The sequence below is a fragment of the Streptomyces sp. NPDC051662 genome (assembly GCF_040681655.1).
Taxonomy (GTDB): domain Bacteria; phylum Actinomycetota; class Actinomycetes; order Streptomycetales; family Streptomycetaceae; genus Streptomyces.
Window position 1 is genome coordinate 85,026 of record NZ_JBFAZD010000015.1, and the last position, 21,407, is coordinate 106,432.

The 21,407-nt window shown below is 69.9% G+C and carries 20 protein-coding genes; 15 read left to right on the forward strand and 5 right to left on the reverse strand.

Annotation, left to right across the window (positions count from 1 at the left end):
* Positions 1-129 precede the first annotated feature (129 nt).
* Both AB0M67_RS24590 and AB0M67_RS24595 read right to left on the reverse strand, forming a co-directional pair.
* A complete protein-coding gene (locus tag AB0M67_RS24590; RefSeq protein WP_365748900.1) occupies positions 130-363 on the reverse strand; it encodes a chaplin in 234 nt (77 codons plus the stop codon).
* A 320-nt stretch (positions 364-683) separates the two neighbouring features.
* Positions 684-1,094 carry a rodlin gene (locus AB0M67_RS24595; protein WP_365748902.1) on the reverse strand — a complete coding sequence of 137 codons (411 nt, stop codon included), beginning with the start codon at positions 1,092-1,094 and terminating at the stop codon, positions 684-686.
* A 254-nt stretch (positions 1,095-1,348) separates the two neighbouring features.
* On the opposite strand from AB0M67_RS24595, the gene AB0M67_RS24600 reads away from it, so the two are divergent.
* The 6 genes from AB0M67_RS24600 (at position 1,349) to AB0M67_RS24625 (ending at position 6,477) form a co-directional block, all read left to right on the forward strand.
* Positions 1,349-1,759, forward strand: a complete 411-nt coding sequence (locus tag AB0M67_RS24600) for a rodlin (protein WP_365748705.1) — start codon at positions 1,349-1,351, stop codon at positions 1,757-1,759.
* A 174-nt stretch (positions 1,760-1,933) separates the two neighbouring features.
* Positions 1,934-2,341 (forward strand): rodlin, encoded by a 408-nt coding sequence (locus tag AB0M67_RS24605; RefSeq protein ID WP_365748707.1) that lies wholly within the window; start codon positions 1,934-1,936, stop codon positions 2,339-2,341.
* Between the two features lie 171 nt (positions 2,342-2,512).
* On the forward strand, positions 2,513-3,028 hold the full coding sequence (locus tag AB0M67_RS24610) for a SigE family RNA polymerase sigma factor (RefSeq protein ID WP_365748709.1): 516 nt from the start codon (positions 2,513-2,515) through the stop codon (positions 3,026-3,028).
* Positions 3,021-3,527, forward strand: coding sequence for a hypothetical protein (locus AB0M67_RS24615; protein WP_365748711.1), 507 nt, complete (start codon positions 3,021-3,023; stop codon positions 3,525-3,527). The genes AB0M67_RS24610 and AB0M67_RS24615 overlap by 8 nt, the downstream gene beginning before the upstream one ends.
* A 15-nt stretch (positions 3,528-3,542) precedes the next feature.
* Positions 3,543-4,991: a DUF2079 domain-containing protein gene (locus tag AB0M67_RS24620; RefSeq protein ID WP_365748713.1), complete on the forward strand. Its 1,449-nt coding sequence runs from the start codon at positions 3,543-3,545 to the stop codon at positions 4,989-4,991.
* 679 nt (positions 4,992-5,670) lie between these two features.
* Complete coding sequence (locus AB0M67_RS24625) at positions 5,671-6,477, forward strand: exodeoxyribonuclease III (protein WP_365748715.1); 807 nt, start codon at positions 5,671-5,673, stop codon at positions 6,475-6,477.
* A gap of 110 nt (positions 6,478-6,587) precedes the next feature.
* Here the strand turns inward: AB0M67_RS24625 and AB0M67_RS24630 are convergent, their stop codons facing one another.
* Positions 6,588-7,283: a MerR family transcriptional regulator gene (locus tag AB0M67_RS24630; protein WP_365748717.1), complete on the reverse strand. Its 696-nt coding sequence runs from the start codon at positions 7,281-7,283 to the stop codon at positions 6,588-6,590.
* A gap of 209 nt (positions 7,284-7,492) precedes the next feature.
* On the opposite strand from AB0M67_RS24630, the gene AB0M67_RS24635 reads away from it, so the two are divergent.
* The 4 genes from AB0M67_RS24635 (at position 7,493) to AB0M67_RS24650 (ending at position 11,329) form a co-directional block, all read left to right on the forward strand.
* The gene (locus AB0M67_RS24635; RefSeq protein WP_365748718.1) at positions 7,493-9,106 is read left to right on the forward strand and encodes an NAD(P)/FAD-dependent oxidoreductase; all 1,614 of its coding nucleotides are present in this window, start codon (positions 7,493-7,495) and stop codon (positions 9,104-9,106) included.
* Positions 9,103-10,050, forward strand: a complete 948-nt coding sequence (locus tag AB0M67_RS24640) for an alpha/beta hydrolase (protein ID WP_365748719.1) — start codon at positions 9,103-9,105, stop codon at positions 10,048-10,050. Before AB0M67_RS24635 ends, AB0M67_RS24640 begins: the two co-directional genes overlap by 4 nt.
* Positions 10,047-10,946, forward strand: coding sequence for an SDR family oxidoreductase (locus tag AB0M67_RS24645; RefSeq protein WP_365748721.1), 900 nt, complete (start codon positions 10,047-10,049; stop codon positions 10,944-10,946). Before AB0M67_RS24640 ends, AB0M67_RS24645 begins: the two co-directional genes overlap by 4 nt.
* Before the next feature lie 86 nt (positions 10,947-11,032).
* Entirely contained in the window at positions 11,033-11,329 is a 297-nt protein-coding gene (locus tag AB0M67_RS24650; protein ID WP_365748723.1) for a hypothetical protein, read from the forward strand.
* A 65-nt stretch (positions 11,330-11,394) separates the two neighbouring features.
* Here AB0M67_RS24650 and AB0M67_RS24655 read toward each other — a convergent pair whose 3' ends face one another.
* Positions 11,395-14,847 (reverse strand): S41 family peptidase, encoded by a 3,453-nt coding sequence (locus tag AB0M67_RS24655; RefSeq protein WP_365748725.1) that lies wholly within the window; start codon positions 14,845-14,847, stop codon positions 11,395-11,397.
* Positions 14,848-15,019: 172 nt separating this feature from the next.
* Between AB0M67_RS24655 and AB0M67_RS24660 the strand changes: the two genes are divergently transcribed.
* Together AB0M67_RS24660 and AB0M67_RS24665 are read left to right on the forward strand one after the other, a co-directional pair.
* Positions 15,020-15,592, forward strand: coding sequence for a TetR/AcrR family transcriptional regulator (locus AB0M67_RS24660; protein ID WP_365748727.1), 573 nt, complete (start codon positions 15,020-15,022; stop codon positions 15,590-15,592).
* A 104-nt stretch (positions 15,593-15,696) separates the two neighbouring features.
* Positions 15,697-17,934, forward strand: coding sequence for an MMPL family transporter (locus tag AB0M67_RS24665; protein ID WP_365748729.1), 2,238 nt, complete (start codon positions 15,697-15,699; stop codon positions 17,932-17,934).
* A gap of 183 nt (positions 17,935-18,117) precedes the next feature.
* Here AB0M67_RS24665 and AB0M67_RS24670 read toward each other — a convergent pair whose 3' ends face one another.
* The gene (locus AB0M67_RS24670; RefSeq protein ID WP_365748731.1) at positions 18,118-18,531 is read right to left on the reverse strand and encodes an SsgA family sporulation/cell division regulator; all 414 of its coding nucleotides are present in this window, start codon (positions 18,529-18,531) and stop codon (positions 18,118-18,120) included.
* Between the two features lie 273 nt (positions 18,532-18,804).
* Between AB0M67_RS24670 and AB0M67_RS24675 the strand changes: the two genes are divergently transcribed.
* Genes AB0M67_RS24675 through AB0M67_RS24685 form a run of 3 tightly spaced genes read left to right on the forward strand, consistent with a single transcriptional unit; the run spans position 18,805 to position 21,396 of the window.
* Entirely contained in the window at positions 18,805-19,854 is a 1,050-nt protein-coding gene (locus AB0M67_RS24675; RefSeq protein WP_365748733.1) for an energy-coupling factor ABC transporter permease, read from the forward strand.
* A 1-nt stretch (position 19,855) separates the two neighbouring features.
* A complete protein-coding gene (gene cbiQ / locus AB0M67_RS24680; protein WP_365748734.1) occupies positions 19,856-20,617 on the forward strand; it encodes a cobalt ECF transporter T component CbiQ in 762 nt (253 codons plus the stop codon).
* Positions 20,614-21,396, forward strand: a complete 783-nt coding sequence (locus AB0M67_RS24685) for an ABC transporter ATP-binding protein (RefSeq protein ID WP_365748736.1) — start codon at positions 20,614-20,616, stop codon at positions 21,394-21,396. The genes cbiQ and AB0M67_RS24685 overlap by 4 nt, the downstream gene beginning before the upstream one ends.
* The last annotated feature ends 11 nt before the right edge of the window (positions 21,397-21,407 follow it).

Below are 21,407 nucleotides of genomic sequence, written 5' to 3' on the forward strand. Positions count from 1 at the left end.
GGTGCGGCGAGCAGTGGTCGCTGGTTGAAAACGGTGCCAACTGAGGCCGGTCCCGGGGCGCATGTCGAACGCGCCCCGGGACCGGCCGAGAACACCCCCGCGGGGTGCTCTTAGAACGTCACTGCAACGTCACTTGTTGATGCACTTGTTGCCGAACGCGGGGTTCAGCAGGCCGATGACGTCGATGCTGTTACCACACACGTTGACCGGAATGTTCACGGGAACCTGAATGACATTCCCGGAGAGGACACCCGGGGAGTTCGCGGCTACGCCCTCCGCCTCGGCGTCGGCCATGGCCGGGGCAGCGGAACCCATGGCCAGGAGCAGGCCTGCGACGACCGTTGCGGCCTTCTTGCACTTCATCTTGAGCCCTTTCCGCAGCGGCGAATACGTTCGCACGGCTTTCGTGGAACGCGAGCACGGCTTTCCCTGCTCACACGTCCGCTGCTGGAAGTCCAACGATCGGACGGAGGCGAAGAAACTGTTCGGGATTTAGGCAGCCGTTACTTCACTCGGTTGCCACGATAATGTTTTCTTAGCCACGCAACCCGGAACACTGCTGGAATTTGACGGAATTCTACACGTCGCGCGGGCCCTCAATTCACCGCCGGAAACGCCGTACGGGCCGGCCGGGGCTCCATTGCCCCTGCCGGCCCGTACGTGCCGCGGGAGGTGCTGCGGGATCAGCGGTTGCCCGCGCCGTTCCCGGACAGGACCGGGATGTCGTCCAGGATGTGCGACAGCGGCTCGTCGCCCTTGGCCTGGGTGGAGTTGTCCGCGCACTGCTGGTTCTGCGGAGAGGACAGGACATTGATGTCCTGGACCGCGACCGGCACGAGGAGGCCGACCAGCGAGCCGACGTTGGCCTTGACCGGGACACCGAGGCACAGGTCGTTCAGCGAGCCCTGGATCAGCTCAGCCTGGGGGCTCAGGTTGCCCTTGGTGGACTGGTTGCCGTAGGCCTCCTGGGCACCGTTCCCGCTGAAGGAGGTGGTGCCGTCGTCGTTGCCGGTGGCGAACGCCGAGGGCGCCGCCGCGGCCGTGACGCCGACCACGGAGACGGCGACGGCCGCGCCGACCATAATCTTCTTGATCACGATGTGTTCCTTTTCATCAAAGAATGCGTGCGGAGCGACCTGCACAACCGGGCATCCGCTGTTTAGTTCCGCTGCTTCACTCGATCGGCTTGCCGGTGTGCGCGGCATTGTCCTTGGTGCTGCTGGGAGTTGTGGGCCTGTTGATCCCCGGTAATACGCCGTTGGAGTGAAGGGCCAGAACCAAACCCGGGGTCTGGAGTTGCACCAGTAGCCCCGGGGACTTAGGGGCTTCCTTCAGAAGGGGACTCATCGTGATCAAGAAGGTTATGGCCGGTCTGGCCGTCACCACCTCCGTGGTCGGCGTTTCCGCCGCCGCCGCGCCCACCGCGCTCGCCGTCGGCAACGACGGTGGCACCACGTCCGCCAGCGGGAACTTCGCCACGCAGGCGTACGGCAACATGGCGACCCACGGCAACATGAGCCCGCAGATCGCCCTCATTCAGGGGTCGCTGAACAAGCCCTGTATCGCACTTCCCGCCAAGGCGAACGCAGGTGCCCTGCTGGGTCTCGTGCCGATCGCGGTCCAGGACATCAATGTCCTGTCCTCCCCGCAGAACCAGCAGTGTGTGGAGAACTCGACGCAGGCGAAGGGCGACGAGGCGCTGTCGCACATCCTCGACAACATCCCGATCCTGTCCGGGAACGGCACCGGCAACAACTGAGAAATCGGCTGGGCCGCCAGGCCGGGCCGCCGCTGAATTCCGCGGTGGACCGGCCTTTTTCTCTGAATATTGCAGTACGCCATTCGGGGGAATCGCCGAAACTAATCCATCCGTGAGCGAGTTGAGCAAGTCGGACTCCACCGGTGGGGTCCGACTTTCCGGAAAGGTATTTACATGAAGAAGCTGTGGGCAACCGCCGCTGTAGCGGCGTCGATCGTCGGAGCGACGGCGACCGCCGCGTCGCCGGCGCTTGCCATCGGTGACGACTCGGGCACCACGTCGCTCAGCGGCAACGGTGCGAAGCAGGCCTTCGGTAACCAGTCCACCAAGGGCGACATGAGCCCGCAGCTGGGCCTGGTCCAGGGCTCGCTGAACAAGCCCTGTGTCGGTCTGCCGCTCAAGGCGAACGTCGGCTCCCTCATTGGCCTCGTGCCGATCGCGGTCCAGGACGTCAACGTCCTGTCCTCCCCGCAGAACCAGCAGTGTGTCGAGAACTCGACGCAGGCCAAGGGCGACGAGGCGCTGTCGCACATCCTGGACGACATCCCGGTTCTGTCCGGGAACGGTGTCGGCAACCGCTGATCCCACTCGGAGGCCCGGCCCGGCGCACTGCGCGGGGCCGGGCCTCCGGCATGTCCGGCCTCTGTACACGCCGGGTTCGACGGGTGCGGAAAATAATCGCGGAACGGTGTCAACCAGATCTCCGCCCCCATGCGTATACCCCCTGAGATCTGACCACGTCCTGGGAGCCGCATGACCGTCGAGGAGTTTGAGGAGTTCTACGCTCACTCCGTTCAGCAGCTGGTGGGACAGGTGTACCTGATGACCGGAGACCTTCACGAGGCTCAGGACGTGGTGCAAGAAGCCTTCGTACGCGCCTGGGGCCGCCGGGCGAAGCTGGACAGGGAGGCGGGGCCCGAGGCGTGGATCCGTACCGTCGCGTTCCGGCTGGCGGTCAGCCGGTGGCGCGGGCGGGGCCGGGCCCTGGAGGCCTGGCGGCGGTACAGCGGAAGCGAACCGCGGACGCTGGCCGCTCCCGAACCGGGCACGGTCGCCCTCGTCTCGGCGCTCCAGACGCTGTCCGAGCGACAGCGTCAGGTGGCGGTCCTGCACTACGTGTGCGATCTGACGGTGGAGCAGGTGGCGGCAGAGGCCGGCATCTCGACCGGAACCGTCAAAACTCATCTGTCCCGTGCCAGGGCCGCGCTCGCGGCCGGGCTCGACGACTCACCCGCCTCCGACACCTCCGAGGAGGAGCACGGTGCCTGAGTTCCATCCGAGCGACGGGGACGATTTCCTGTCCACCGCGCTCAAACGCGCCGCCAACCAGAGCGGGCGGCAGGTGCTGCCGCTGCCCGTCGAGGAGATCGAGGCCCGCGGGACGCGACGGCGGCGTGCGACGCTGGCCCTCGCCGCCGCGTGCGCGGTGTGTGTGCTGAGCGGAGCGAGCGCGCTCGCCGCGCTGAACCTCACCTCCTCCGAGCAGCCGCCCGCCCGTCCCGTCCCCTCGCTCACCCCGCCCTCGTCGCCGTCCGGTCCGCTGTCCCACAGCAGCCGGTTCGCGTCGCCGTCCCCTCCGACCACGGCCGCCGAGGTGTCCTCCGGCTCACCGGCCGGCGGGGTGCCGTCCGGCACTCCCTCGTTCTCGGACGGTACGGCGTCTCCGTTCACGACGCCGCCGCCCATCGCCTCGGGGATCGGCTCCGGACCGTCGGTCATGACGTCGCCCGGCTCCGGCGCGAGCGTCTCCTCAGCGCCGGCCGGATAGGGAGACCTCACACCCATGCACGGAGTCAGCCTCGCCCTGCCCGGAACCGGCACACCGGCCCCGCCCTCCACACCGCTTCCCGAACCGGCCGCGAGCCCGACGCGGTCCGTCCGGGGCCGCGATCCGTACATCGTGGCCGTGGTCCTGTGCTGCGCGTACGCCGCCCTGTCCATATCGAGGTATCTGCAACTGCGCACGATGTCCTGGGACTTGGGCATATTCGAGCAGGTGGTGCGCGCGTACGCGCAGCTGGAGGCCCCGGTCGCCGACCTCAAGGGGCCCGGCGCGAACATACTCGGCGATCACTTCAGCCCCGTCGTCGCGCTGCTGGCCCCCGCGTACCGGCTCTTTCCGACGCCCGTCACGCTGCTCGTCGCCCAAGCCGCGCTCTTCGCGCTCTCCGCCATCCCCGTCACCCGCGTCGCGGCCCGTCTGCTGGGGCGATGGCCCGGGGTGGCGATCGGTGTGGCGTACGGCCTGTCGTGGGGCGTGCAGCGGGCGGTCGAGTTCGACTTCCACGAGATCGCCTTCGCCGTCCCGCTGATCGCCTTCGCGCTCGAAGCGCTGCTGACGGGCCGCCGGCGGGCCGCGCTGTGCTGGGCGCTGCCGCTGGTGCTGGTGAAGGAGGACCTGGGGCTGACCGCCGCCGCGATCGCGCTGGTCGTGGCGGGGCGCGCGCGGCGCACGGCGTCCCGTGGCGTGCCCGACGCGCTGGCGGTGGCGGCGCTGGCGGTGGTCGCCGCCGTGCTCACGTTCATGTTCGTCATACCGGCCTTCAACTCCGGTGATACGTACGACTACTGGGTCAAGGTCGAGGGCGGATCCAGCCCTCTCGACGGCTTCGACGTCAAGTTCCGTACGCTCCTCTGGCTCCTGCTGCCGACCGCCGGCCTCCTCGCGCTGCGCTCACCGCTGATGCTGATCGCGCTGCCCACGCTCGGCTGGCGCTTTCTGTCGTCGGAGGACAATTACTGGGGCACGGGCTGGCACTACAACGCCGTACTGATGCCCATCGTGACGCTCGCGCTGGTCGACGCGATCGTTCGGGTACGCAGCAGCCCCCGTTCCTGGCTGCGTTCGTACGCGCGCCATCTCCCGGCGATGGTCGCGGCGGCGGCAATGGCCCTGACCACCTCGCTGCCGCTGTCGGCCCTGGCCGAGTCGGACGGCTACCGGGTCCGTCCCGAAGTGCGGGCGGCGAAACGGTTCCTGGAAGGTATTCCCGACGACGCGACCGTCGAGGCGAATGTCGGGCCGATCAGCCTTCTCACCTCGCGCTGCCGGGTCTTCTGGGTGGGCGATACGCGAGGCATCACTCCGGACTACATCGCGCTCGACAACAGGAGCGGATGGGTCGGGGACCCGATGGCGTACGCGAAGCGGCTGCACCCACGGGCCACTTACACGGTCACCGGGGAGGTGGGCGGTTTTCTGGTGCTGGAACGGGCGCCGGGCGCGGGGTAGGTCCGTACCCGTGTCCGACTCGTACCCGTACCCGCGTGCGCATGTGCGTGTGCTTTCACCGACTCGCTCATGCGTTCAACTCCCCTCTATTCCATATGGGTTGTCGCTGAGATTTCCCCATGCGGAGTAGTGGGGAAAGGTCACTTCGGGTGTAGAAACGAGGAATTGCACACGGAGAGGCGAGGACTCGCACCTATGGCTAGGGATTCACTCTCGATCGAAGAGATCGACAAGCCCGTGACGTCGGGCGGTGCCCCGGATTTTGTGCGATGGGACCCGGATTGGGTGCCGCCGTATTTTCCCGAACCCACGCGTGAGTTGGTGGAGCGTGTCGCCGTCGGACTGCGGAGGCTGGCGGAATGACCGTACGCGGGGTTGAGGGCGCCGATCTGGTGCCGGGATCCGGGCTCCGGTGGCCCAAGTGCGAGTGCGGGCAATCGATTTGCCCCGATGGCAAGAGTCCCGCCGCAGCGCGTGGAGGCGCCGGTTCCGGTGCGCTCTCCGCGCGCGTGGCCGAGCGGAACAAATGGAGCGGTCGCGGAGTGGTGTGAGTGATGTGAACGCCCGGGGAATTCCCGTGCCGGATTACGGCCCGTTACGGGGGAGGGCGGAATAGCCGTGCCCGAGCGGACCCGATGGCAGCCCGGTGGCGTCTGAGCCGGGCGGGTAGTGTGTCGGAATGCTCACTGTGACCTCCGTGAATGTGAATGGACTGCGCGCCGCCGCGAAGAAGGGTTTCGTGGAGTGGCTGGCCGGCACCTCCGCCGATGTGATCTGTCTCCAGGAGGTACGCGCCGAGCCCCAGCAGCTCGCCGAGGAGGTCCGCTCCCCGGAGGGCTGGTACGCACTGCACGCCCCCGCCGCCGCCAAGGGGCGCGCGGGCGTCTCGCTGTACGCGCGGCGGGAGCCGGAGCGTACGCGGATCGGCTTCGGCAGCGCGGAGTTCGACGCGAGCGGGCGGTACGCGGAGATCGATCTGCCCGGGGTGACGGTCGCCAGCCTCTATCTGCCCTCGGGCGAGGTGGGCACGGAGCGGCAGGACGAGAAGATCCGGTTCATGGACGAGTTCCTGCCGTATCTGGAACAGCTGAAGAAGAGCGCGGCGGCGGACGGGCGCGAGGTGCTGGTGTGCGGTGACTGGAACATCGCCCACCAGGAGGCCGACCTCAAGAACTGGCGCGCCAACCGCAAGTCCTCCGGCTTCCTCCCCGAGGAGCGCGCCTGGCTGACCCGCGTCTTCGAGGAGACGGGCGCGGACTACGTCGATGTCGTCCGCGCCCAGCACCCGGACCGGGAGGGCCCGTACTCGTGGTGGTCGTACCGGGGCCGTGCCTTCGACAACGACACGGGCTGGCGGATCGACTACCACGTGGCGACGCCGGGGCTGGCCGCGCGCGCGGTCAAGGCGTATGTCGAGAGGGCCGCGAGTCACGAGGAGCGGTGGAGCGACCACGCGCCGGTGACGGTCACCTACGATCTCGGCTAGCGCCTTTCAGGACCGAGGCGCCATGTGACCTGGGCGGTCGCCCTGCCGCGGGGTGTGAGGGACCGGTGTGCGCGTGGGCCGCTGTCCTGGGCTCCGCGCGGCGACCGCTCTCAACCGGCGGCGGGTTCCGGGGGGTCGGTGGGCGGCGTGGCTTCCCGGTCCGTACGCAGATGGCGGTCCAGGGCCAGCGAGAATTCCGCCTCCACCACGCTCTTCGCCAGCGGGCGCAGTTTCTCCGTGTCCGGCGTGGTGGTGTGGGTGCGCAGGACCGTGGCGAAGAGTCCGGCCAGGGCGTCGGCGTGGACGCGCACGCTGCGGGCGGCTTCGAGGACCGCCGCCAGGGGGACTCCCTCGCGCACCAGGGCCGCCGAGACATCCAGCAGGCGGCGGCTGATGTGGACTATCTCGTCGCCGTCCGTGGCCAGATAGCCGAGGTCGAGGGCCGCCCGCAGATTCTCCGGGGTGGTCTCGCCCTCGAAGTAGTCGGCGAGTTCCTCGGGGGAGAGCCGGACCGGGGTCTCCTCGGTGGGTTCGCCGAGGCCGAGCACCTCGCCCACGTCCCGGCCGCTCCCGAAGGCGGCGGCGAGGTCGGCGATGCCGTTCAGGGTGTGGCCGCGCTCCAGCAGGCCCGCGATCGTACGGAGCCGGGCCAGATGGTGGTCGTCGTACCAGGCGATCCGGCCCTCGCGGCGCGGCGGCCGGATCAGGCCGCGTTCGCGGTAGAAGCGCACGGTACGGACGGTGATGCCCGCCTCGCGGGCCAGCTCCGCCATGCGGTACTCGCGCCGCTCGCCGCCTTCTGCCATGCCGGTCAGCTTATGGCGTGGCGGAGAGTGTCGCGACAGTCCCGCCGGCCCGCGGCAACCGGTGAGCGCGCCCGCGCACCGGCAGGCGCGCCCGGGGTAACTTTCCCGCCCCCAACCCCTACCCATCAGTACGGCGCTGCTCTAGTCTCCAATCATGCCAGTGATTACTGGCGCGGTTGCCTGGGTGTCGTCCGGTTTCAGGAGGCGGTATGGGCCAGCACGAACATGACCACGAGCGCGAGCATGTACATGTGGCGGTGGTCGGGTCCGGGTTCGGCGGGCTCGGGGCGGCCATCCGGCTCCGCCGCGAGGGGATGACCGACTTCGTGGTGCTTGAGCGTGCCGACTCGGTCGGCGGGACCTGGCGGGACAACAGCTATCCCGGATGCGCCTGTGACGTTCCCTCACATCTCTACTCGTTCTCGTTCGCCCCCAACCCCGACTGGCCGCGCACTTTCTCCGGGCAGCGGCACATCAGGGCGTATCTGGAGCATGTCGCGGACACCTTCGGGCTCCGGCCGCATCTGCGGCTGAACCACGAGGTACGGCTGATGCGCTGGGACAATGACGCCCTGCACTGGGAGATCGAGACCTCGCGCGGCAGACTCACCGCCGATGTCATCGTCTCCGCGGCCGGGCCGCTCTCCGATCCGAAGATCCCGGTGATACCCGGGCTCGCCGGGTTCCCGGGGAAGGTCTTCCACTCGGCGCGCTGGGACCACGGCTGCGACCTGCGCGGCAAGCGCGTCGCCGTGATCGGTACGGGCGCCTCCGCCATACAGATCGTGCCGGCGATCCAGCCCGAGGTGGGCCGGCTGACGCTGTTCCAGCGGACCCCGCCCTGGGTGATGCCGCGCGTCGACCGGGCGATATCCGGGGCCGAGCGCCGGCTGCACCGGGCGCTGCCGTTCACCGGGACCCTGCGGCGCCGTCTCCTGTGGGGCATCAGGGAGTTGCAGGTCCAGGCCTTCACCAAGCGGCCGAACGAACTCGGGCTCGTCGAATCCCTCGCCAAGGCCAATATGGCGAAGGCGATCAAGGACCCGGTGCTGCGCGCCAAGCTGACGCCCACGTACCGCATCGGCTGCAAGCGCATCCTGCTCTCCAGCTCGTACTATCCGGCGCTCGCCCGGCCCAATGTGGACCTGGTCGCCTCGGGACTGGCCGAGGTGCGCGGTTCCACGCTGGTCGCGGCGGACGGTACGGAGACCGAGGCCGACGTCATCGTCTTCGGGACCGGCTTCCATGTGACGGACATGCCGATCGTCGAGCGGGTGGTGGGCGCCGACGGGACCACGCTCGCGGAGGCGTGGAAGGACGGGATGCAGTCGCTGCGCGGCGCGACCGCGGCGGGCTTCCCCAACTGGATGACGATCATCGGCCCCAACACCGGTCTCGGGAACTCCTCGATGATCCTGATGATCGAGTCCCAGCTGAACTACATGGCCGACTATCTGCGGCAGTTGGACGGGCTCGGGGGCCGCCGGAGCGCGCCGGGGAGCGGGGGCGTGGCGCTGGGGCCCCGGCCCGCCGCCGTACGCGCCTGGAACCAGCGGGTGCAGGAGCGTATGCAGCGGACCGTGTGGAACACCGGAGGCTGCACCAGCTGGTATCTGGACGAGCAGGGCCGCAACACCACCGTCTGGCCGGGGACGACGGCCGAGTTCCGCCGGGCCACCCGGGAGGTCGATCTCGCGGAGTACGAGGTGATCCGCGCCGCGGCGGCCGTGCGGGTGCCGAGGCAGGCGGAGAAGCCGGTCGTGGAACAGCGGGCGGCCGGGAAGCGCGTCGGATCCCGGGCCACGAAGGAGAGCGTTCGATGAGTCCGATGAGTCCGACGAGTCCGATGTGGCAGCCGCACAAGGAGCGTGAACTGACCGCGGTCTCCGCCGACGGCACCCGTATCCACGTCGAGGTCCATGGCGAGGAGGGCCGGCCCGCCGTCGTCCTGGCGCACGGCTGGACCTGCTCGATCCGGTTCTGGGCGGCGCAGCTCGCGGATCTGGCCGCCGACCATCGGGTGATCGTCTACGACCAGCGCGGCCACGGCCGTTCGGCGATGCCCGCAGGTCACTCCGCGGGCTACTCCGCGGGCTACTCCACGGACGCCCTCGCCGACGATCTGGAGGCCGTACTCGCCGCCACGCTGGAGCCGGGGGAGCGAGCCGTCCTCGCGGGGCACTCCATGGGCGGGATGACGCTGATGGCCGCCGCCCGGCGGCCCGGCCTACGGGAGCACGCGGCTGCCGTTCTGCTGTGCAGCACGGGCAGTTCGCGGCTGGTCCCGGAGGCACTCCTTGTACCGATGCGGCCCGGCCGGACCCGTACCTGGATCAACCGGCGGATCCTCGGCTCGCGCGCGCCGCTGGGGCCAGTCACGCCGCTGTCGAGGCGGATCCTGCGCTACGGGACGATGGGCCCGGGCGCCGCGCCGGACCGGGTCGCGCGGTGCGCCCGGATCGTGCACGCCTGTCCGCGGCCCGTCCGGGTGGCCTGGGCGCATGTCCTCGGCACGCTGGATCTCGACGCGGAGGTGAGGGAGCTGAGGGTGCCCACCGCCGTGATCGTGGGGAGCGCCGACCGGCTGACCCCACCGGCGCGGGCACGGGCGCTGGCCGCCGCGCTGCCCGAGCGCGCCGGACCCACCGGGCTCACCGAACTCACCGGGGTGGGACATATGACGCCCGTGGAGGCCCCGGAGGCGGTCATCGGCGCGATTCGGTCCCTCGTCGGTATGTACCTGGGCGAGAAGGAGGACGTGGCGTGAGCGGGGCGGGCCGGCGGGGTGTCCGGAATCTCGACGGGCGGGTCGCCGTCGTCACGGGCGCGGCGCGCGGCGTCGGCGAACTGCTGGCGCGCAAGCTCTCGGCGCGCGGCGCGAAGGTCGCCCTCGTCGGACTGGAGGAGGAAGGACTGAAGCGGGTCGCCGCCCGGCTGCACGCCGACAGCGACCAGTGGTACGCGGATGTCACCGACGACACCGCGATGGCGCGGGTCGCCCAGGAGGTCGAGGCGCGGTTCGGCAGGGTCGATATCGTCGTCGCCAACGCGGGTGTGGCGAGCGGCGGTCCCTTCGCGGACTCGGACCTGGACGCGTGGCGGCGGGTCATCGAGGTCAATCTGATCGGAAGCGCGGTGACGGCACGGGCGTTCCTGCCCCTCCTGCGTGCGAGCCGCGGCTACTTCCTCCAGATCGCGTCGCTGGCCGCGATCACCCCGGCGCCGATGATGACCGCGTACTGCGCGTCCAAGTCCGGGGTCGAGGCCTTCGCGCACAGTCTGCGCGCCGAGGTCGCCCACCAGGGGATCGGGGTCGGCGTCGGCTATCTGTCCTGGACGGACACCGACATGGTGCGCGGCGCGGACCGGGACGAGGTGATGCGGGAGCTGCGGCGGCGGCTGCCGTGGCCGTCGAACCGTACCTATCCGCTCGGCCCCGCCGTGGACCGGCTCGTCGCCGGGATCGAGCGGCGCTCGGCGCATGTCTACGCGCAGTGGTGGCTGCGCGGGATGCAGCCCGTACGGGGATATCTGCCGGCCGTGATCGCGGCAGTCGGACAGCGTGAGATGCGCCGGCTCGGACCTCGTCTGGCGGGCGTGCGAAAGGGGCTGGTCGGGGCGGGCGGGGCGGCCGACGAGGAGGAACGTACACAGCGTTACTGATCGAAATGCGCGGAATGTCCCGGCGTGTCAGTCTGGTCGAGGCCCCACTCCGGTGCCCCCCAACACCCTTTCAGGAGTGACATTCCATGGCTATCGCCGATCAGTTCAAGGACAAGGCCGAAGAGCTCGCCGCCCAGCAGGCGAACGCGCGGCAGGGCGACAAGAAGGACGACCGGACGCAGCAGCCCGGCCGCCCCGGCCAGCCCGACCGCGGTTCGCAGCCCGGTTCACCGGCCAGGGACCGCAACCAGGGGCAGCACGACGCCCCGCAGCACAACGCGCAGCACGATGCCCAGCACGACGCCCAGCACGAGTCGCAGCAGAACGCGCAGAACAGGGCGCAGAACGCACGCGATGAGCTGGACGACCGCTTTGACGCCTGAGTGAATGGCTTGCTGACAGCGAGGCGCACCCGGTTTCCGCCGGGTGCGCCTCCTTCTTATGTGCCTTATGTGCGGGTTCTGTCCGTGCGCGCACTGTCGCCGCGCGTCTTCTTGCCGCGTGCTTCACGGGTGCGCGGCGGCAGGGGCGGGCGGCGCAGGTCCGGGACCGCTCCGTACCCCGGCGGGGTCGAGGCCGGATGCCCGGCCAGCAGGTCAAGCGCCACCCAGACCGCGTCGTCGAGCTGGGCGTGCCGGCCCTCCGCCCAGTCCAGCGGGGTGCGCAGGGCCTCGATGTCCGGCTCCACGCCGTGGTTCTCGATGGACCAGCCGTACGCGTCGAACCAGGCGGCGTTCATGGGCACCGTGATCACCGTGCCGTCGCCGAGCCGGTGCCGCCCCGTCATCCCGACCACCCCGCCCCAGGTGCGCTGGCCGACCACCGGGCCCAGATTCAGCAGCCGGAAGGCCGCGGTGATCATGTCGCCGTCGGACGAGGTCGCCTCGTCGGCGAGCGCGACGACCGGGCCGCGCGGCGCGTTCGACGCGTACGAGACGGGCTGGGCGTCGCGCGTCAGGTCCCAGCCGATGATCCGGCGGGTCAGCTTCTCCACGACCAGTTCGCTGATGTGGCCGCCCGCGTTGCCCCGTACGTCCACGATCAGTGCGGGGCGCGAGACCTCAAGGCGCAGATCCCGGTTGAACTGGGCCCAGCCGGAGCCGCCCATGTCGGGGATGTGCAGATAGCCGCATCTGCCGCCGCTGATCTCCCGTACGGCCTCCCGGCGTTTGGCCACCCAGTCCTGGTAGCGCAACGGGCGTTCATCGATGAGAGGGACGACCGCGACGCGGCGGGAGGGGCGGTTGCGCTCCGCGGGCCGGAAGGTCAGCTCGACGGTCGTGCCCCCGGCGGCGGAGAGCAGCGGGTAGGGACCGGCCACCGGATCGACCGGCCGGCCGTCCACATGGGTCAGGACCGAGCCCTCGCGGATGCCCGTACCGGCCAGCGGTGAGCGCGCCTTGGAGTCGGAGGAGTCGCCCGGCAGGATCCGCTTGATCATCCACTCGCCGTTCCGGCAGACCAGATTGGCTCCGAGCAGACCGATCGGCCGCTGGTAGTGCGGGGGCCCCTCGTTGCGGCGGGCCGGGGTGACATACGCGTGGGAGGTGCCCAGTTCGCCGAGGACCTCGCGCAGCAGATCCGCGAACTCGTCGGGCGAGCAGACCCGTTCGACCAGCGGACGGTACTGGTCGAGCACCCCGGCCCAGTCGATGCCGCACATGTCCGGCTCCCAGAAGTAGGCGCGGATGATGCGCCCCGCCTCGTCGAACGCCTGGCGCCACTCCGCCCCGGGATCGACATCGTGCAGGATCCGGCGCATGTCGAGATAGACGGTCGTATCGCCGTCGCCGGGCTCGGTGGCGGGTACGGCGCGCAGCTCGCCGTCGTCCACGACCACCAGCCGGGTGCCGTCGCCGCTCGGCACGAACCAGTCCAGATGGCCGACGAGTTCGCTCTTGCGCGCCTTCGTGATGTCGAAGTGTTCGAGGGTGGGGCGGCCCGACATGTCGGCGGGGTTGGCGAAGGTCTCGCCGAGCGCGCCGGAGATCGGCCAGCGCAGCCAGACCAGACCGCCGCCGCTGACCGGATACAGCGCGGAGTACTTGGACGCGGTGACGGGAAACGGGGTGACCCGGTCGGCCAGCCCCTCGACCTCGACGGTGACCGTACCGTCGCCGGACTCGCCGACGGACGGATCGAGTCCGCCCGCCGCGGGGCGGCCCTCGGGCGACAGCGCGAAGGGCGACGGGGTCGCGGAGGAGAGCGGTACGAGATAGGGGCGGCAGCCCAGCGGGAAGGAGAGATCGCCGGTGTGCACGTCGTACACGGGGTCGAAGCCGCGCCAGGACAGGAACGCGAGATAGCGGCCGTCGCTGGTGAAGACCGGATTCTCGTCCTCGAAGCGGCCGTTGGTGACATCGACGACCGTGCGGGCGAAGCTGCCGGAGATCTTTGCCAGCTTGATCTGCCGGAGGGAGCGGCCGATGCCGGGGTGGGACCAGGTCAGCCAGTCGCCGTCGGGGGAGAAGGCGAGGTCGGTGACGGCGCCGTTGATGGAGCGGATGAGTTCGACGACGGGTTCTGACGCTGGTTCTGGTGCGGGTTCTGGTGCGTCTGCGGCTTTCGGTTCGGGTGCTGGTGCTGGTGCTGGTTCGGGTGCTGGTGCCGGTGCTGGTTCGGGTGCCGGTGCTGGTTCCGGTTCCGGTTCTGGTTCCGCCGTGTCTATCAGCAGCAGTCTGCCGTCGTGCGAGGCGATCGCGATCCGTTCCCCGTCCGGGTCCGCCACCATCTCCCGTACCCGGCCCAACTGCCCGGAGGCCAGCCGCCGCGGCTGCCGCTCACCGCTCGCCCTGGGCAGATACGCGATCTCGATCGCGTCCTCGCCCTCCGCGTCGGTGACGTACGCGACCTGGCCGCTGTCACCGAGCATCACGGGGAACCGGACCCGGACGCCGGGAGTGTCCGCGATCGTGCGGGCCGGGCCGTCGCGGTGGGTCAGCCAGTACAGGCTGCCGCGTACGGAGACGGCGCTCGCCCGGCCGGTCATGTCCACGGAGATCCCGGCGACATGGCTGCTGGCCGGGACCTGGTAGCCGCGCCGTCCCGCGCGCTGTCCGCCCAGCCGTACCTCCAGCTTGCGCGGCACCGAGTCGGGCGTCAGCGCGTCGACGAGCCAGAGGTCCCCCGCGCACTGGTAGACGACCCGGCGCCCGTCGGACGAGGCGTGGCGGGCGTAGAAGGCGTCGTGGTCGGTGTGCCGGTGCAGATCGGTGCCGTCGGGACGGCAGGAGTAGAGGTTGCCGACGCCCTCGTGGTCGGAGAGGAACGCGATCCGGCCGTCGACGAACATCGGGCAGTCCAGATGGCCCCCGAGGTCCGCGAGCAGCCGCTCGCCGTGCAGCCAGAGCCGCCCCATCGCGCCGCCGCGGTACCGCTTCCAGGCGGCGGGCTCGTGCGGCGGCTTTCCGGTGAGCAGGAGCGTACGGTGCCCGCCGTCGATGTCCGCGACGGCGATGTCATTGACGGGGCCCCAGGGCAGCGCGCCGCCCGGGGAGCCGTCGAGGGGGAGGCTGTAGGCCCAGGCGAAGTACGAGAACGGCTGGCCGTGCGAGGAGACAGCGAGGATCTGGGACTCGCCGTGCTTGTCGGGCGGTGTCCAGCCGCAGACACGGGTGTCGGTGGCGCCCCAGTAGGTGAGCCGGCGGGCGGGCCCGCCGGCGACCGGGACGAGATGGATCTCGGGGTCGAGGCTGCGCCAGGTCGTATAGGCGATGTGGCGGCCGTCCGGCGAGAAGCGGGGATGGCCGACTCGGGTGCGGTCGACGGTGACCCGCCAGGCCCGGTCGGGGCGGTGCCCGGCCGGGGCCAGGGGGGCGACCCAGAGGTCGTCCTCGGCGGCGAAGCACAGGGAATCGTCGTGAAGGTGCGGGAAGCGGAGATACGCGACGTCGTCACTCACCCACCCAATGCTGCACTTTCCGCGCGTATAACGCCTCCCGGCGGGGGGTTGCGATGTGCGGTGGCGACTGGGCGGGGTGTGGTGCAGCGCACAAGCGAAACGGTTTCGTTTCGGTGAGGGGTAGGGTTATCTTCGTACTGTACGAAACCGTTTCGTTTGGCAGGAGCAGATCGTGGCACGCAGCAGGCTCACCCCAGAGCGTGAGGCCGAGTTGTACGCCGCCGTGCTCGATCTGCTGCGCGAGGTCGGCTATGACGCCCTCACCATGGACGCCGTCGCCGCCCGTACCCATTCCAGCAAGGCCACCCTCTACCGCCAGTGGGGGAGCAAGCCCGAGCTGGTCGCCCATGCGATGCGGCACAACAAGCCGATCAAGCTCGTCAACGTGGACACCGGCAGCCTGCGCGGTGACTTCCACGCCGTGATGGCGCAAACCGATGACTGTCAGATGGAGAAGGACAGCGCGCTGATGCGAGGTCTTTTCCATGCCGTCCACGACAACCCCGAACTCCTGCAGGCGCTCCGTGAGCTGCTGATCGAGCCCGAGCTCAACGGGCTCGCGCAGGTTCTCCAGCGCGCTGTGGACCGCGGCGAGGTCGCCGCGGACAATCCCGCGCTGCACTACGTCACGCACATGCTGGTCGGCGCCATCGTCGTCCGGCAGCTGATCGAGGACCTGTCGCCCGACAGGCGCTTCCTCACCTCGTATTTCGACGCCGTGATCCTCCCCGCTCTCGGCGTCTGACACTTCCCCTCAGCACCCGCAATACCTGACGCGTGCCGCTCTCTCGCTGTCGGGCCGGCTCCCCATGCCCTCAGATCCATTCACAGACCCGGGAGTACGCCCTCGTGGCCACGTTCCTCTACAAGCTCGGACGGTTCGCTTTCCGGCGCCGCAACTATGTCGCCCTTGTGTGGGTGGCACTGCTCGCGCTCGCCGGTGTCGGAGCCGCCTCCGCGTCCACACCCACGTCCAGTTCCTTCTCGATACCGGGAACCGAGGCCCAGAAGGCCTTCGACCTGTTGGAAGAGCGCTTCCCAGGAGCCAGTGCCGACGGTGCGACGGCCCGGGTCGTCTTCAAGGCGCCGGCCGGGCAGAAGATGACCGACGCCGGTCACAAGGCCGAGGTCGGCAAGATCGTCGAAGAGCTGTCGAGCGGGTCCGGCCAGGTCGGCTCCGTGACCGATCCGTACACCGCCAACGCCGTCTCGAAGGACGGCTCGACGGCGTACGTCCAGGTCTCGTACAAGGTCAGCTCGATGGAGCTGACCGACGAGACCCGTACCGCGCTTGAGGAGACCGGCGCCGAGGCGCGGGAGCAGGGGCTGACCGTGGAGGTCGGCGGGGACGCGCTCCAGGTCACCCCCGAGATGGGGTCCACGGAGATCATCGGTGTGGCCGTGGCCGCGGTGGTGCTGGTCATCACGTTCGGTTCGCTGATCGCGGCGGGGCTGCCGCTGGTGACCGCGCTCATCGGGGTCGGCGTCGGGGTCTCCACCATCACCGCGTTGGCCAGCGTGCTCGACCTGGGCTCCACCACCTCCATCCTGGCGATGATGATCGGTCTCGCGGTCGGGATCGACTACGCGCTGTTCATCGTCTCCCGCTACCGGGCCGAGCTGGCCGAGGGCAGGGAGCGCGAGGAGGCGGCGGGACGGGCCGTCGGCACCGCCGGGTCGGCCGTGGTGTTCGCCGGTCTCACCGTGGTGATCGCGCTCGCCGGGCTGGCCGTCGTCAATATCCCGATGCTCACCAAGATGGGCCTCGCCGCCGCCGGTACGGTCGTGATCGCCGTCCTCATCGCGCTCACCCTCATCCCCGCGACGCTCGGTTTCGCGGGCAAGCGGGTGCACGGCCGCAAGGCACGCAAGGCACTGGACGACAAGGCCGCGGGCGGCGCGGAGACCGGCAAGCCGAACATGGGCACCCGCTGGGCGCGCTTCGTGCTGCGCCGTCCGGTCGCGGTCCTGGTCACGGCCGTGCTGGGCCTCGGGGCCATCGCCATCCCGGCCGCCTCGCTCGAACTGGGTCTGGGCGACGACGGTTCGCAGCCGCCGAGCACCTCCCAGCGCAAGGCGTACGACCTGCTCTCCGACGGCTTCGGCCCCGGCTTCAACGGGCCGCTGATGGTCGTCGTGGACGGCAAGACCAATGACAACGCCAAGGCGGCGGCCACCGAGCTGTCGGACACGGTGAAGAAGATGGACGGCGTCGCCGTCGTCACGCCGTCCACCCTCAACAAGGCGGGCGACACCGCGACCATCACGGTGATCCCCCAGGACCGCCCCTCCTCGGTCCAGACGGAGGACCTGGTCCACTCCATCCGGGACACCGGCGGGGAGATCACGTCGGACAGCGGTGCCCAGGTCCTGGTCACCGGTGCCACCGCGATGAACATCGACTTCTCGCAGAAGATGAACGACGCGCTGCTGCCCTATCTCGCGCTCGTCGTCGGACTCGCCTTTCTGCTGCTGATGCTCGTCTTCCGCTCCGTGCTCGTACCGCTCAAGGCCGCCCTCGGCTTCCTGCTCTCCGTGGTCGCCGCCCTCGGCGCGGTCGTCGCGGTCTTCCAGTGGGGCTGGCTGGGCGGAGTGCTCGGGGTCGAGCAGACCGGCCCGGTGATGTCGATGATGCCGATCTTCATGGTGGGCGTGGTCTTCGGTCTCGCCATGGACTACGAGGTGTTCCTCGTCACCCGGATGCGGGAGGCGTATGTCCACGGGGAGCGGCCCGGCGAGGCGATCGTCACCGGGTTCCGGCACGGCGCGCGGGTGGTCTCGGCCGCCGCGGTGATCATGATCGCGGTCTTCGCCGGCTTCATCGGCTCAAGCGAGTCGATGATCAAGATGATCGGCTTCGGGCTCGCCATCGCGGTCTTCTTCGACGCGTTCGTGGTCCGCATGGCGATCGTGCCCGCGGTGCTCGCGCTGCTCGGCGACAAGGCGTGGTGGCTGCCGCGCTGGCTGGACAAGGCGCTGCCCAACGTGGACGTGGAGGGCGAGGCGTTGCAGCGGCGGCTCGGCGACGACGCGTCGCAGGGTCCGGACGGCGGTCCCGGCGCGGAGCGCGAGCTCGTACGCGTCTGATCCCACCTGCACCGGGGCCGCCGCATGAGCGGTGCGCGGCCCCGGATCGCGCCGGCGGCCGTGGGGACGGGAGCCGGCGCGCGGTACGCGGCTCGGTCGTACACCCCGAGGGGTGGCGGCCGGGCCGCGTGCGTTTCAGGTCCTGTGCGTTTCAGGCCCTGTGCGTCTCAGGTCCCGTGCGTTTCAGGTCCTGTGGAGGAGCTTGCTCAGCTCGTTCTCGACCTCGATGTCGTGCCGCTCCTGGCCGACCGGGACCATCGCGTACGAGCTGTCCAGGAACCGGCGCAGCGGCGCGGTGTCCAGCTGGACCACCGCCACCCCGTCCGGCGAGTGGAACTCCAGCACGACCTGGGCCCGGCCGCAGGGCCATACCTGGACATCGCCCTCACCCGAGGGCAGTCGCAGGCCGGATTCGAGAAGATCGCGGGCGAAGGCCCAGACGACGTCGTCATCATCGAGGGAGACCTCGGGCGGGAACACGATACGTATGGCGAGCGGATCGGCGCCGTCATAGCGGAGCGTGACGGAGACGGTCTTGGGGTGGGGGGCGTCCGTTATGAGACACGCGGTGGCGGGCTGCTCGATGACGGGTGACATCGACTGGCTCCTCGGTTAGCTGCGACGGCTGCTTGTGGCTGCTGTGCTGGGCGGAATCGGGAGCTGCCTCCTTGACTAACCGGATATTTAGCTTCTAATCATACAAAATATGTCGGATTTGTCCATACTTGGCCATTGCTTTGCCGATCGGGCACTTGCGGAACACCGTCCCGACACCTTGCATGTCATCTGCTCTTGCGAATCTCTCGCAAGAAGTGACAATCATCGAGCGGCTCAACACCGCGCCGTACGAGCAGGAGGCGGAGCCCCCGCATGCATGTCCCCGACGGATTCATCGATCTGCCCGTCTCGGCCGCCACCGGCGCCGTCGCCGCGGGCGCCGTCGCGGTCAGCCTGCGCGGCGCGCGCCGCGAGCTGGACGAGCGCACCGCGCCGCTGGCCGGGCTCGTCGCCGCGTTCATCTTCGCCGTACAGATGCTCAACTTCCCGGTGGCCGCCGGGACGAGCGGGCATCTGCTGGGCGGGGCGCTGGCCGCCATACTCGTCGGCCCCTATACCGGGGTGCTCTGTATCTCCGTCGTCCTGCTGATGCAGGGCATCCTCTTCGCGGACGGCGGGCTCACCGCGCTCGGAGTGAACATCACCGACATGGCCGTGGTGACGACCGTCGTCGCCTACGCGCTCTTCCGCACCCTGGTGAAGCTCCTGCCCAGGACGCGTCGTTCGGTGACCGTCGCGTCCTTCGTGGCGGCGCTGGTCTCCGTACCGGCCGCCGCCCTCGGCTTCACCCTCTTCTACTGGCTCGGCGGGACGACCGACATCCCGATCGGCAAGGTGCTGACCGGAATGGTCGGCGTGCATGTGCTCATCGGGATCGGTGAGGCCGCGATCACCGCGCTGACGGTCGGCGCGGTCATCGCCGTACGGCCCGACCTCGTGTACGGCGCCCGGGGACTGTCCGCGCCGCTGAAGCTGCGGGTGGGCGGCGAACTGGTCGACGCCGCCCCCGCGTCCGGGCCCCTGCCGGTGGCCGCGCGCTCCACCCGTAAGGTCTGGGCGACCGGGCTGGTCACCGCGCTCGTCCTCGCCGGATTCGTCTCCTTCTACGCCTCCGCCAGCCCCGACGGGCTGGAGAAGGTCGCCGCCGACCAGGGCATCGACCGGAAGACCGAGCCGCACCACACCGCCGACTCCCCACTCGCCGACTACGGCGTCAAGGACGTCGACGACGCCCGGATCTCCGGCGGGCTCGCGGGAGTGATCGGGGTGGGCGCGACCGTGGCCGTCGGCAGTGGCGTCTTCTGGGTGGTACGACGGCGACGTACGGCAGCGGACCCCGCGCCGGCGGCCGGGAACCTCTGACATGGGCGCGGGTCATGCACAGGCGCTCTACCGGCACGGAGACTCGCCGGTCCACGCGCTGCCCCCGCACTGCAAACTGGCCGCCGTCTTCTGCTTCGTGCTCGTCGTGGTCTCGACGCCGCGCGAGGCGGTCTGGGCGTTCGCGCTGTACGCCGTGCTCCTCGCGGCCGTCACCCGGGTGGCCCGTATCCCCGCCGGTGTGCTGCTGCGCCGGCTGCTGATCGAGATCCCGTTCGTGGCCTTCGCGTTCCTCATGCCCTTCGTGGTCCCCGGCGACCAAGTCCACTTCCTGGGGCTGTCGTTGAGCGTTCCCGGGCTCTGGGGCGCCTGGAACGTCCTCGCGAAGGGGACACTGGGCGTCGCCGCTTCCGTGATCCTCGCCTCCACGACCGAGCTGCGCTCGCTGCTGCTCGGTCTCCAACGGCTGCGGCTGCCGCCGCTGCTGGTGCAGATCGCCTCCTTCATGATCCGTTACGGCGATGTCATCACCGACGAGATGCGGCGGATGTCGGTCGCCCGGCGCTCGCGCGGCTTCGAGGCCCGGGGCGTCCGGCACTGGGGCGTCCTCGCCAAGTCCGCCGGCGCGCTCTTCATCCGCTCCTACGAGCGCGGTGAGCGGGTGCATCTGGCCATGGTCAGCAGGGGATACACGGGCACCATGCCGGTCATCGACGAGGTGACCGCGTCCAGGGCGCAGTGGACCTACGCCGCCGCCCTCCCCGTGTCGGCGCTCGCCGTCTGTCTGCTTGGCTGGACCCTATGACCGAGCACTCCGTCCCCGACGTCCCCGCCTCCCTTGAGGTCAGCGGGCTCGCGTACGCCTATCCCGACGGCCATCAGGCCCTCTTCGGTGTCGATCTGACCGTCGGACGCGGTGAGCGGGTGGCGCTGCTGGGGCCCAACGGCGCGGGCAAGACCACGCTCGTCCTGCATCTCAACGGCATCCTGACCGCCGGGGCCGGTTCGGTCGCGGTCGCCGGGGTGCCGGTGGCGAAGCGGAATCTGGCCGAGATCCGCCGCCGGGTCGGCATCGTCTTCCAGGACCCGGACGACCAGCTGTTCATGCCGACGGTGCGCGAGGACGTGGCGTTCGGCCCGGCGGCCGCCGGGCTGCGCGGCCCCGAGCTGGCGGCCCGGGTCACCGCGGCGCTCGGCCAGGTCGGGATGGGGGAGTACGCGGACCGGCCGCCGCACCATCTCTCCTTCGGGCAGCGCCGCCGGGTCGCGGTGGCGACCGTCCTCGCGATGGAGCCGGAGATCCTCGTACTCGACGAACCCTCGTCCAATCTCGACCCGGCGTCCCGGCGCGAACTGGCCGACATCCTGCGGGCGCTGGACATCACCGTACTGATGGTGACGCACGATCTGCCGTACGCTCTCGAACTCTGTCCGCGTGCGGTGATCCTGAGCGAGGGCGTCATCGTGGCGGACGGGCCCACGTGGCGGCTTCTCGGCGACGAGAAGCTGATGGGCGCGCACAGGTTGGAGCTGCCGTTCGGTTTCGACCCGCGTTCCGTGTCGCCCGGACACGTTGCACCATAGAGGGGTCGCGC